The sequence below is a fragment of the Prolixibacteraceae bacterium genome, from assembly GCA_019720755.1.
GTDB lineage: Bacteria > Bacteroidota > Bacteroidia > Bacteroidales > Prolixibacteraceae > Halosquirtibacter > Halosquirtibacter laminarini.
Window position 1 is genome coordinate 1926253 of the sequence record CP081303.1, and the last position, 14084, is coordinate 1940336.

Genomic DNA, 14084 nt, shown 5'->3' on the forward strand with positions numbered 1-14084 from the left:
GTTTGACGCAAAAAAGAGGTCTCTGAATAATTCACAAAGACCTCTTTTTTTTACATCAAATCTTATGTTATCAAAATTTGAAAGTTAATATCATTAGTAACCCAGATCCTGGCCCTTATTTATTGCTTTAATTCCCTTTTTCATCCAACTTGGCTCTGGTGCCCCTTTAAGATAATGATCAAAGAACTGCATCATTCTTCTACTAAGATCCATACGGTCACCCCAAGCATCTGCACTTAGGTTATGAGGTTGGCCATTATACTGTAGCATCCATACGGGTTTTTGAAGTCGTCGCAATGCCATGAAATATTCAATTCCTTGATACCATGGTACAGCACCATCTTTATCATTATGCATAATTAATAGTGGTGTCTGAACCTTTGGGGCATAAAATACTGGAGAATTCTCAATATACTGCATTGGTTTTTCCCATAGCGTACCTCCAATACGACTTTGTGTTTGTTCGTATTGAAACTCACGACTTAAACCAGACCCCCAACGTATTCCACCATATGCACTAGTCATATTACTTACAGGTGCCCCTGCCATTGCAGCAGCAAACATATTTGTTTTAGTCACCAAATAGGCAGTTTGATATCCTCCCCAACTCTGTCCTTGAAGGGCCATTTTGTAACGATTAATATAATCATAACGCTCACACATTGAATAAGCACCACTAACAATAGCATCATATGAACTCTCTCCTGGATAGCCATCCCTATAAGTGATATCTGGAATAAACAACACATAATCATTACTTGGATAGAGCGACTTATTGATTGTCGATCGACTTGGTGCGGGAGTCCAAAATTGATGTAATTTATCCGCATAGCGTTCATAGAAATAGCACATCATTGGATACTTCTTCCCTTTCTCTATCTTTTCAGGTGTAATAAGAAGTCCTTTTAACGAATCTCCATTGAAGCTGACCCAAGAAACAAGTTCGCAATGTCCCCACTTAAATTTATCAATCTGCTCACCTAAATTTGTCTGCTTCTTTACATTGCCAAAAGTCATATTTGAGGCATAAAAATCAGGATAGATGCGATAGCTCTGTTTAGACCAACATAATACATCCGCATTTTTTGCTTTTCTTGGATACCCAAGCTTATAGTCACCCTTCATATAGGTCATCATTTTTAAGCTCTTTAGATCCAAATATGCATATGCTGTAGCCATTGTTTCATTATTAGTAACAGTAAACATTGGTGTATCATTCACATATTGCTCCTCTCTATCCAATTTTACATATCTATATGTTATTTTTTCACATCGACCATTCGTAATACGTTTGGGTGCTGTTTTATTTCTTAAATCAATTTTCCAAACATCATACTGGTCATATATATAGATAGATTGGTCTTTACCTAATCCCATCACCCCATAACTTGGCGGATCTGAAGGAGTATCATGTTGAACATCATAAAGAGGAACATCTATCTTTTTTGTTAGACAGAAGGTCTTTTGATGCTTTAAATCTTTGGAATAATAGCAACTATCTTGCCATTGATAATAAACAGCATACATTCCATCAGGACTAAGTCTGACATCTTCAATATTCTTAGCAACAAGCTGTTTCTCTCCATTTTTTAAATTATATGCATAATAATCACCTCCCCACATTGCCTTCCAACTATAGGACAAGCGATATGGTGAATTATCTAAACCTAGGGCATATGCACCAGATCCATTTCGAGGAATGTAAAAATTCAAACATGTGGAATCATTCATCAAAATGACCTTTGATTTTTTAACATCATACATAGCAACGAAAGATCGTTTCTTATCTTTTGATAAATTTATCAATTGTCGAGGTTGAATATCTTTATCTTTCCATGACCACAAGTCTAATTTGGCCTTTTCATTACTCATCAAACTATCTTTAGGCTCCTCTTTTTGTGGGTATTGAATCCCAAAAAACAGACGAGATCCATCTTTTGAAAAAGAAAGTGAACGATAGGTTGAAGGGACTAATTCTTGCTTTAAAAACTTAGAATCTGCTGTTGCAACAGAAGTCAATTTTTTCTTTTGTCCACTATACAAGTTGCATGAGTACGTCTTAATCTTAGTTGTATCTGAACTGAACAAATAAGCAACAGAGTTTCCTGATCGATCAATGACCACCTTTTGGAAATCAGCATGGTCTGCATTCTCTATTTCAGATATAATACCATTTGACAGATTTAAGTAATTTAATGTTGCTCTTTTTAAAGAATCATCCTGTTGCTGGACAAATGCTAACGCTGCACCGTTCTCAGACAATACAAAGCTACTTACTTTACGAATAATCGTAGTATCCAAGGATGTGGCATTCACTATATAAAGATTCTTCTTTGTGATTTTGCTCTTCTTCTTGTCCTTTTTTTTCTTGTCGGACTTATTCTTTTCTTTTTTCTTTTTGTCTTCTTTTTTCTTTTTGTCTTCTTTTTTCTTTTTGTCTAAAGAAACTTCAGAAATAAGAGCAATCCAACTATTCCCTTTCTTAGAAGAAGAATAAGTGGATGCCTCATTAATAGTAAGAAGGGAATCTTTTGAAATCGAATAAATTTTCACACTTGATTTAGGTGCTTTCTTCTTTGCAACTAATTTTACTCTTATCGAATCTAAAGGTGCTTTTTCTACAAAAACAATAGCATCATTATTTGGAAGAATATCACTTTTCTCTCCTCGGGCAAACTCATGTGTGACTTCTCCCTCAACAGGCTTTAAAATCAATGTCGCATCTCCATGATTTGGTTTAACTTGATATAAGATCCAAGCTCCATTATCAGAAATAGAGAAGCTACCAATACGTTTCCAATCAGGAAAATCATCGATAGACAAAGCCCTTTTCTGAGCAAAAAGAGATCCAATACTGATCATTCCCATACATAGGAATAGTAGTAGTTTTTTGTTCATGTCTTAGTTTTTCAATTATAATAAGTTCAAAATTAATCAAAAGAAATCTAAATAACAGACCTCTTTTGTAAAGAAAAGTTATAATAATTTAGGACTAAGATATCACAATCAATGTTGCAAGAAACAATAGGTTGTTAGAGATATCACAGAAAACCGTTTAGACTTTAGAACCATTCATGGTATTCTAATAATGATAGACAAAAAGTGTAGTCTAGATTCAGGAATCATAAACTATAATGAAACAATCTCAAAGTCGAGAAAATACAACAATTCAAATTCGCTAAATTAGAGCTCGTTATTATTCCCAGTCAAAAATGAGGATTTTATAATCTGACAATACTTCGGTGTTTTTTCATACAAATATCTGATATACAGTAATTTAGTTCTTATTTTATTTTGTTATATCATTAGTTTTCAGTATCTTAAAGGTTGGGAGATCACAATATTTAAGCTGATCACTGATGAAACAAAAGAGATATACTTCCTGTATTGAGAAAGCCCTTTACAAGATGTCAGATGTTGGACGAGTAAGACGTAATTTTATAATTGAGACATTTTGCCTATTCTTAAGCATTATAGGGAAAATAAATTTTTTGCAATTGGCTCGTTATGGCACCAAAAACGAACTGACCTATAGAAAACAATTTGCGAAGTCTTTTGATTTTATGGAATTTAATCGTCATTTACTCGAAGAGAATAAATGTTCTGAGTATGTAGTGGCATTTGATCCTTCATATATAAATAAGTCTGGTAAATGTACCCCAGGATTAGGAACTTTTTGGTCGGGTTGTGCTGGTAAAGCAAAACGAGGATTAGAGATTGGTGGTATTGCTGCAATTGATGTAGCAAAAAATACAGCCTTTCATCTTGAAGCAGTTCAAACAATATCAAAATCGTCTCAAAATCTTAATGATTGGTATATTGATGTACTTGTAAATAAAAGGGACTCAATAAAGACTATATCTAATTACCTTGTCGTAGATGCCTGGTTTTCAAATAAGAAATTCATAGATAGTATGATTGAACAACAGATGCAAGTTGTTTCTAGGCTTCGACGTAATGCTAATCTTAAATATTATTATACAGGAGAAAAAACAGGGAAACGAGGAAGACCTAAAACATATGGAGGTAAAGTGAACTGTAAAGAAATTGATAAAAAGTATTTTGATCTAGTAGAGCAGACTGGAACATATACACTATATTCTGCAGTTGTATATTCGGTTTCGATGAAAAGAAAAATACGTGTCGTATATATGGAATCACAAAACAGCAAAGGGACTCTTTCGTATAAAATATACTTCTCTACTGACACTGAATTAAAACCAGAAAAGATACTTCTTTATTACAAAAGAAGGTTTCAGATAGAATTTATCTACAGAGATGCTAAACAATATACAAGCTTGAATCATTGTCAAGCTCGATGTGAAAAAAAGCTCTATTTTCACTTTAATATGTCTATGACATCTGTCAATATAGCTAAGATGACGGATTGGTTAGATAATCGAAATCAAGTACAAACACCTTTCTCTCTAAAGAATATTAAAACAATAAATTTCAATGAGTTAATGCTAAATCTATTTTTATCTAAGTTCAGTGTAAGTGCAAACTTAAAGAAAATACAAAAGGCGGTCAAAGAGATGCGATTATATGGGACTAATGTTGCCTAAAAACTACCGAAGTATTGAATCTGATCTTCTTTCTTGAAAAGCAATCTTACGCCCACTAAAAATATTTTTAATAAAATTATAAAACGAAATACCATTAGAGAAACAAAAATAGGAACTTAGTATTTGACAATAGAAAAACAACGAACACTGCATATTAAACAACAACAAAGACCATTCGTATTATAGTCTATTCAATTGTATCTTCTCTTACAACCATGATACGATTAAGATATTCAAAATAAATCACCACTAGCATTTAAATCGAGGATTCCACCAATTCTTATCCGAAGAAACAATGGTTTTATTCGACATCTTCTTAATTTCTCGTTTAAGATTTGGTCTGGTTAAAATATCCTCTTTAGAACCATTACAATAATGACTTTCAAACCACTCATATACATCATCTACGATAACACTATCTTTCAATAGTTTAGATGTATTTATCGAAACTTCCTTTTTAGCAAGAATCCAACGATATAACCGAACAGTAAAAAGTCTCATCGAATCTTTTTTGGAAGTCTTTAATAAACATTTAAAGGCAATCATCTCTTCATTTTCTTGAACTTGATGAAATCGTAAAGAAAAGAGTCTTTTGAGAAGTAAAAGGATTAATAACAATACCAATATTCCCCATAAAATGAATATATAATTCTCTTTCACAAAATCTAACAAAGAGAATTTAGTATCAGAATCCAACGTTTTGTTTCCTAAAATACTATTTTGCGAGAGTAATACATCCGAGTTACTATTTCGTTTGACCACAACAAATGGCCCATCTATAGACTTAGTCACCTCCCTATTCAAATATGGATTATAATAACGGACAGATACTTTAGGAAGATGATATTCTCCTGTTTTTGTAAGTAAATAGAGCATCTTCTCTTTACGTTGTGAACGGATAGCATCCAATCCGATTCTTTGAATGGTTGTATCTTTTTGGAGATAACCTCGAACAAAGTCAACCTCTTCAAAATTAAATGGAGTAATAAAAGATGCTAGAGTATTTACCGTATACACAGTTACATCTTGGAAAAATACTTGGCCGACATACATTGTATCTTGAAGATTTTTCCATTTTTGCTTCAAAATGACCTGCGAACTACTATATAGGTCATCCTGAGGCAGGGATTCGACTTTTACTTTAATCGGTTTTGACTTACAAGTTTTGTCAATAGGAACAAAACCCCGATTTGCTGCAACCATCGTTTTTATTTCGAAAGAAGGAAAAATAAAATTACCAGGAACCATTGGAACAACTGTATATCGAAATGTTCTCTCCATCACCACCTCGTCATTTATCACAATAGTATTGGTCCCGAGATCTAACACATTAGGAAGAATATATCCATTGGTAGAAGTAACTTCACTACGTTTCATTTCGCCCACAAATGATGAAGAGGTATAAACATGTAGATCAATCTTCAATGGTTGACCAACAACGATATTAGATCGATGAGAGACTACACGACTATATAAAGACTGAGCAACAACATGGCTAGATACAACATATATCAACAATAAAAATATCATTTTTCTCATAACATCTTTTTTTTGACCAACACATTATTTGTTATTTGCTCCTGCATCTCTAATTTCTTTTTAAGAAAAACCTTAGGATCGCTTTTGCTCGATCTTATTAAAACCTTCACAGCTCCATTTGGATCAGAACCAAATACCCCGTTTAACTTTCGATCTTGTTGAAAAGCTTTTTGTACTTTCCCCCCCTCCACTCTTGCATTAGAGTCTAATTTAGCTTCGGGATCAAACACTCTATCTACAAATTGTTTTTCTCCATATTTTTTTTTCTTCCCCTTTTGTTCTTTCCAATCACTCTTTTTTTTCTTTTTTTGTATCCAACTTACCTTTTCCTTAAGAGAAGCAATTGTATCATTTAAAGCCAAGCCCTCCTTGTCCCTTGGAAAACGATCAAGGACTCGATCTAAACTCTGTTGTGCTAAATCATATTCCTTTAAAACAATGTAAATACGAGTGGCATTCAGTCTAGAGTCTTTGGTAGAATCCAACGCATATAAATTTGCAGCTTCGTCAAAATCCCCTACTTTATATGCAGCATACGCTTTATGAGAAACACTCTGATAGTTTTTTTCTGCTTCTTTCCAATTTCCCTTTTTCGACATAAGCTGGGCACGGTAATCAGCAGTTGTCCATATTCCTCTGCGATCTTGCGTTAAGTCACAACTTGAAATTGATGTACAGAGCAGAAATAGAAGCCATGAGCGAATAATCCACCCCTTTCGAAATACAGGGAGAAAAAATAGAATAGCAATTAAAATCATATAAAAACTAGAATCAATCCACCGTATATTTTGAGAATCATTTTCAACCTGAACCTCCTTACTTTTTTTAACGGATAAAATCATCGTATTTACGTCACTTTCATCAACCGTTAAGAAAGTATCACTACTATTGCTATATGCTAATGCTTGTTGCTTTGAAACGATATACCAAGGAAAAATATTCATTTGATACATGGATGCATCTTTTCTTAAAGACTCTAAAGAAGACGTTAAAACACGATCAGTTATTAGTATTAAGGAAGACGATTTTGTATCGCTTTGCATCAATGAATCACACAGAGTCCTAAGTGCTGTTATATCTTTCCCAGAAACAGGCATAATCGAACTATCAATTTCTCGTATATACGATTTTAATGTTGCTTTAGCACCTGTAGGAGGGAGTAGAACATGGGAACTCCCAGCAAACACAATAAGCCCCATATCCGTATAATTATTTTTATTGATAAACTCCTCAAGCTTCATCTTTGCTCTCTCTAACCGACTAGGACGAATATCCTTTTGATTCATCGAAGAGGACAAATCTAAAACGAGCCATGTGGTAGTCTTAATACGTTTAGTAGGCAATGGTTTTCCTTTAATAGCTGGGGTAGCCATAGCAATAATAAGAAAAGCCAACCCCAGAAAAGCCGACATCCATGGCAGCCAACGTTTAGGTGTTTTATAATTGGTAATAACATATGATCTCAATGAAACGGGAATATCCTCAACCCATTTAAGGGGCTTATGGTGCATATAAAGCAAAAAAAGTAATATTAGTAAGAGTAAAACCTCTAACCATAGCCATTGAGGGTGTAAAAATCGTAATGGTAAAGAGAACGTATCCATAAACAATTACTTTTCGGAACGGAACAAGCCATTCATTATTAACAATAAAAAAAGTAGTCCTATAGCAACCAGAAGAGGAAAGCGATAAAGAGGTGTTTCAGGTGCAAAAGATGACTTCTGATACTTTAATGGTTCAAGTTGATCGATATAATCATACACATGCTTCAGTTGAGTTGTATCATTTGCATAAAAATATTTGCCTCCAGTTATCTTTGAAATATTTTTTAAAATTGATTCATTAAGACGTGTAGTGTCTCTTCTAGAGCCAATACCTAATGTATAAATCTTAACACTATCCAAAGCAGCAACCTTTGCAGCAGTTTCAGGAGAAATGGATCTTTTGGTATCCACTCCGTCGGTCATTAAAAGCAAAATTTTTTCTTTTAATGTATCCTGCTTCATTATTCCTAAAGAAAAACCAATCGCTTCACCTAGCGATGTTTTTTGACCTGCCATTCCAACTTCAGCATCTTGAATTAACCATTCAACCATCTTTTTATCATCCGTTGGCGGACACTGTAAATATGCATGATCACCAAAAAGGACAAGACCGATACGGTCACTTTTTCGATCTTGTAAAAATTTAGACATCATATATTTCACGGCATCCCAACGACGAACCATTTTCCCATTTAAAGTCCAATCTTTTCGTTCCATACTCATCGAAATATCAGAAGCGACAACAAAAGTGCGTGCTTTCTTCAACTCCAAGATAGGTTCGCCTATAAACTTTGGTTGCATCAATGCCAAAACAAGTAGACAATAACTTAAATAAAGAAATATCGTCCGAAATATACTTCTAGCATAGAAGCGTTTAGCTCTAGTTGACGAGACTCCCAGTACTTCAGTCACTCGGTCATAAAAAGGGACACGAAGTCTGCTATTTTTAAATCTAAAAGCTGGAATAAACCAATGAACAAGCCAAGGTAATAAAATCAACAGGATGAAATATGGATAAGTAAAATGAAGCTGTTCAAAAGTCAATTGATTCAAATTAATTGCAATTAAAAAACTCATAAGCAAAAATTATTTGATTCGATGTGTTAAAATCCACCTTTCCATAAAACTAATATATCTTTTCTGAAGCTCAGTGTCTATTGGGACAGTGCTTCCACTACGTCGATATAATTCTATTTGTTGAAACTCTTCCAATGTTAATAGGGCCTCTTTTTTACAAGAATGCGTAAGAAAATTATACCATCTTTCCCCATAATATCCATCTATAGGTAATTCAGGGTATTTATGAATGATTAGCTCTTTCAAATAACGATTCACTTGATTAAATTCTTTTGGACCGAAAAAACCTTTTTCCATTTGCACCAAAAAAGATATTGCCTCTCTTCTAAAACGATTCCGATAATATCTCCGTAAAAAAAGTCCCATCAACAAAATCAGTATGACAAACAAGACCCCTTCTACAACAAACCATCCAATCGTTGAAAAGGAGTAATGTATTGGAGAGGGAGCTGTTATTCCATCAACTTGTAATAACATCTTATCCATAAACTATGTCAATTATCTGTTCTTTTAATGAAGATTGAGTATTGACCACCAACAGAGGTATCTGATGAACCATTAATCGATCTCTTAACTGTGACATTCTTCTTTCATAATCATCATGAAAGAGTTGTGCTTCATCAGGTGTAATAAGCAATGAGCTTTCATTTATTCCATCCGTGATATCTAAAGATGTTTGTGGTAAATTGCAATCCATTGGATCCTCAATATGTGTAACAATCAAATCATTACGCAAAGACAATGCTATTAAACTCTCAACATCTTCAGCAGTCAGTTTTATAACATCTGTTACAACTTGAATAATATAATCATGACTAATCTGGGGCACAACCTCTTTTAGAAAATTGGAAAAAGAACCATGCTCTTTTAACCTCTCATTTTTCTCAATAAACTCTAACTCCTGATTATTTGTTTCAAGTAAAGACTCTAGAAGAGAGAGTAACGAAACCTTTGTGCTACAAAACTGTCTGTTGTTATTCATACTAGAATTAGAACTCCAGATTGAAACCCTATCTCCCATTTTAAGAGCTCTAAATGCATGTAATGAGGCAACTTGAAGCCCACTATTTATTTTTAATTCGGACACAGAACCAAAAACCATTGATGTATCTTGATTTAAAAGAACTAGTTGACAACGTTGTTTCTCTTCTTCGAAGACTTTCGTATAAGTATCACTTCTTCTTGCAGTGGCTTTCCAATCAATATTACGAATATCATCCCCGTGATCATATCTTCTTACCTCAATAAAGTCCATTCCGCGTCCTCTCATAAAAGAACTATGTTTTCCTATAAGTAATCCATGAATCCTTTTATTTGGGAGTAAAGAAAAGTCTCGAACAAGTAGCTCTAGATCTAATAAATCTGTGATATCCATGTGAACCTCCATAACTCTAATTAATTAGTACCGAAGCCAGCAGCTTGTCTATTACGGAATCTGTTGTAATTCTTTTAGCAAGAGCCTTATAAGTCAGCATAATTCGATGACGAAGTACGCGATGAACTACTTGTCTTACATCGTCAGGAGTTACATAATCACGCCCATTCAAAAAAGCTACAGCTCTTGAAGCAGCATCCAATGCAATAGAACCACGAGGAGAAGCACCATAACGAATCCAACTCTCCATAGAACTATCATAATCAGCGATATTACGTGTAGCATCCACCAATCGAATCATATAATCAGTGATATTTTCGTCTACATGCATTTTATCTACAGAAACTTTTGCATCATCAATAACCTCTTTTGATAAATTGTATTGACTCTCTTTAAATGCATGCATTCTGATTTTCTCTACAATGACACGCTCTTGGGACTTACTTGTATAGGACACTATTGCCTTCATTAGAAACCTGTCTGTTTGTGCTTCAGGAAGAGGGAAAGTCCCTTCTTGTTCAATAGGATTCTGTGTTGCAAAAACCATAAATGGATCACTTAAATTATAGGATTTACCACCTACAGTAACCTGCTTCTCTTCCATCGCTTCAAGAAGCGCCGATTGCACTTTCGCAGGAGCTCTATTAATTTCATCGGCTAATAAGATATTGCAAAATACAGGACCTTGATTAAAAATAAATGGATTTTCTCCATCAGGCTGATATACCTCAGTCCCTGTAATATCTGAAGGCAAAAGGTCTGGAGTAAATTGAACCCTATTCATCAACAATCCTAAGCCTCTAGAAAAAGACTTCACAGTATGTGTTTTTGCCAACCCTGGCATCCCTTCAATAAGCAGATTAGCATCTGTAAGTAAAGTGATTACCATCGATTCTACAAGCTCATCCTGACCTATCACTTGACTCTTTAACCAACCTACGTAATCTAATATTTCAGAACATTTACTTTTCATACCACTTTTATTTGAGAAAAAAAGGATAGTTTTCACTATCCTTTTAAAATCTACTTAATTATGAATTTTAGTGAGAAGTAATTTTAAGATCAAATCCTTTCTCTTTCATCTCTTTGTTTATCTTCATTAACTCTCTAAAACGTGTAATACTCAAAGATCCAGAATAACCTTCACTCTGAACAGGTCTAGGTGGATACTTCACATATGTATTCAAAATCTCTTCAAGGTGCATTGTCATCATTGGTGTAGTCCAAGTACTTTCAGTAAATGAATTCATAAAGACATCGTAACGCTCCTGTGGGTCTTGCCATAAATCATATACTTGAGGAACTGTAGCCACATACATCTCTGGCCCTGTCCAACCCAATAGTGGCGCTGGTCCGTCAGATCCAGGAACTGCTCCATTATCCCCTCTCATATTAAAGACAAACTTCCAACGTCCAACTCTAATAGCACCAGGAGCTAACTCTCTTTCAGTAAAATAGTACCAAGCTTCTCTTTTGAAATCTTTGTTATGTCCTGTTAGAATAGGAGTCATATCGTAACTATCAAAGATCGTTGGTTTTCCCTCTTGATCTACCTTGGGAAGATCGATTCCAGCCAAACTTGCAAAAGTCGCCATAAAATCAAGACCTCCACAAATATCAAAGCTCTCTGTACCAGGCTCAATTACTCCTTTCCACATAGCATAAGCAGGAACTCTAGATCCAGCTTCTCTATCGGTTCCTTTGGTTCCTCTGAAAGGAGTATAACCACAATCTGGATAAACATCCTGCCATGAGCCATTATCAACAGTATAGACGATCAAAGTATTCTCTTCGATACCCATCTCTTTAATTTTATCTAATATACGACCTACATTATAGTCCATCTCCTGTACAGCATCGGCATACTTTGTTTTTGCTGGAGAACTACCTGCAAACTGTTTTGAAGGGACATTAGGTTGATGGTTCTTAGCAAAGTTAATACTCATAAAGAATGGTTTTTTACTCTTTGCGTAAGTTTCAATTTGAGGAAGAACATTATCCATCATCATCATATCAAGTTCCCCAATATTCTCGCGGGTTACTTTTGTCACCTCTTTGGCAGGCTCATCAGCATTTCCTTCAAGAATACCAGTGGTCGCTTTTTCAAAAAAAGCTAACTGGTCTGCCGACATTCCTGGATGGAAAGATGGCATTGTATAGGTATAAGCATTCAAGTGATACAATACCACATTCTTCATAATATCATAACCTTGCGCATTTGGAAGTGCATAATCACTCTCACCTAAATGCCATTTACCACTAAAGAATGTTTGGTATCCAGCCTTCTTAAGCACTTCAGCAACAGTCCATTCAGCAGCAGGCAATCCACCACCTTGTCCTTGAAAAGCTACTGTCGTCATACCACTTCTATTTGGAATTCTTCCTGTTTGCATCGCTGCACGACCAGGTGTACAACTGGGCTGTCCATAGAAGTCCCAAAACTGCATACCCTCTTTATCAAGACGGTCCATTGAGGGAGTTTTAATACCACGGCCAATACCTCCTCCATAAGAAGTAAAGTCACCCCAACCAGTGTCATCAGATACAATCATTATAATATTAGGTTTAGAACCCTTTAAACTCTTTTTTTTGCGATTTCGTTGCGCCATTACATCCACAGACATTAGCATCACCAATGCCATGAAAATTGTCAATAAGAATGATCCTTTTCTCATAATTAAATAATATTAAAAGATTCGTTAATCAATTATTCTGAACTATAAACCAAGAAGCAACATAAAAAGTTTAATACTATTTGAATATTTTAGCTTTCATCTAAATTTTTGTTTTATCGCTTTATCTCGAAATACTAAATACGAGACAACGAAGTCTATCAAGATATAGGATTGTTCATAAAGCGAGAATCACCTCTTCTTATTTCATTTTCATTCATCCTACTAGATGAAATTATTTTAATAGAAATATTTAATCTGTCCCAAACAGATAATTTTTAAATAAAAATGAGGTGATATCCTATTCGTTATTAATCTGATGAACAAGTCCTGCTTCAAGGTAAAACATGAAGATTTAAAAAATAACATACAGATAAATACAAGCATATGTATTTTCCAACAAAATCATTTCCAAAAAGAATGCGATTTATCAATAAGATAAATCGCATTGAAGCAATAAAATTTCTATTATATTTTTCATCTAGTTGGAGGAATTTCCACCACAACGAATCGTGCATCTGATAACACTTTTATCTCAACCTCTTCCTCATCAGACCAAACCCCTATTGCATCGTTAACAAATGCTACATGATCGACGCATTGAACCATTCCATCTAGAGTGAGTAAATAAATTCCAGAATTGGATTGATGAAATTTGTATTTCACCATCTTTCCTTTCGAAACATTTCCCCAAGAAACATAAGCATCTTGATTGACATGACAATGAAAAGAGGGATCAACAAGTGGAGTCAATGTATCTTTCACTGTAAATAAATCATAATGGGCATGATGATATTCTGGCTCCTCTCCTCTTGTATGTGGAAGGACACGAAAATGTAGAAGCCGTAAAATATCAGATTCACTATCATTCACTTCAGAATGTTTCACTCCAGTTCCTCCGCTCAAGCATTGAACACTTCCAGGTGGTAACTCCAATTGATTTCCTAATGTATCTGAATGTCGTAAAGTTCCTTCAAGGACAATAGTTACCATCTCCATGTTGTCAAGTGGAGTGGAGGTAAAACCTCTCTGCGGTTCTATCTTTTCATCATTCAAAACTCTGAGTTTCCCAAATTGCATTCGTATTGGATTAAAATATTGGCCAAAACTAAAGGAGTGATGACTTTTCAACCAACTTAAATTTGAGAATCCTCTCGTATTCGCTCTATGGATAATAGATCTAGTCATAATCATAATCTTTTAGAATAAAAACATATATGATCAGCTTTTGTTCGAAATAAAAAAACTTAACACTAAAAACTATTTACAAACAAGAATAACCTAGTTAACAATTAGTTACCATAACAAAAAC

10 protein-coding genes are annotated in these 14084 nt (G+C 34.5%); 1 reads left to right on the plus strand and 9 read right to left on the minus strand.

The features are described 5' to 3' along the window. Window positions 1-93: 93 nt before the first annotated feature. The gene (locus K4L44_07745; protein QZE15715.1) at window positions 94-2898 is read right to left on the minus strand and encodes a prolyl oligopeptidase family serine peptidase; all 2805 of its coding nucleotides are present in this window, start codon (window positions 2896-2898) and stop codon (window positions 94-96) included. Window positions 2899-3359: 461 nt separating this feature from the next. On the opposite strand from K4L44_07745, the gene K4L44_07750 reads away from it, so the two are divergent. Then, window positions 3360-4565, plus strand: a complete 1206-nt coding sequence (locus K4L44_07750; GenBank protein ID QZE15716.1) for a transposase — start codon at window positions 3360-3362, stop codon at window positions 4563-4565. A 249-nt stretch (window positions 4566-4814) separates the two neighbouring features. On the opposite strand, the gene K4L44_07755 is transcribed toward K4L44_07750, so the two are convergent. From K4L44_07755 to K4L44_07790, 8 genes are all read right to left on the minus strand, one after another. Further along, a complete protein-coding gene (locus K4L44_07755; protein ID QZE15717.1) occupies window positions 4815-6104 on the minus strand; it encodes a BatD family protein in 1290 nt (429 codons plus the stop codon). Then, entirely contained in the window at window positions 6101-7615 is a 1515-nt protein-coding gene (locus K4L44_07760) for a VWA domain-containing protein (GenBank protein ID QZE15718.1), read from the minus strand. Before K4L44_07760 ends, K4L44_07755 begins: the two co-directional genes overlap by 4 nt. Before the next feature lie 99 nt (window positions 7616-7714). Beyond that, window positions 7715-8725: a VWA domain-containing protein gene (locus K4L44_07765; protein ID QZE15719.1), complete on the minus strand. Its 1011-nt coding sequence runs from the start codon at window positions 8723-8725 to the stop codon at window positions 7715-7717. Between the two features lie 9 nt (window positions 8726-8734). Further along, window positions 8735-9211, minus strand: coding sequence for a DUF4381 domain-containing protein (locus K4L44_07770; GenBank protein ID QZE15720.1), 477 nt, complete (start codon window positions 9209-9211; stop codon window positions 8735-8737). Beyond that, a complete protein-coding gene (locus K4L44_07775; GenBank protein QZE15721.1) occupies window positions 9204-10100 on the minus strand; it encodes a DUF58 domain-containing protein in 897 nt (298 codons plus the stop codon). The genes K4L44_07770 and K4L44_07775 overlap by 8 nt, the downstream gene beginning before the upstream one ends. A 16-nt stretch (window positions 10101-10116) precedes the next feature. Further along, entirely contained in the window at window positions 10117-11073 is a 957-nt protein-coding gene (locus tag K4L44_07780) for a MoxR family ATPase (protein QZE15722.1), read from the minus strand. Between the two features lie 67 nt (window positions 11074-11140). Then, window positions 11141-12775: an arylsulfatase gene (locus K4L44_07785; GenBank protein ID QZE15723.1), complete on the minus strand. Its 1635-nt coding sequence runs from the start codon at window positions 12773-12775 to the stop codon at window positions 11141-11143. A gap of 474 nt (window positions 12776-13249) precedes the next feature. Further along, the gene (locus K4L44_07790; protein QZE15724.1) at window positions 13250-13960 is read right to left on the minus strand and encodes a pirin family protein; all 711 of its coding nucleotides are present in this window, start codon (window positions 13958-13960) and stop codon (window positions 13250-13252) included. Window positions 13961-14084 lie beyond the last annotated feature (124 nt).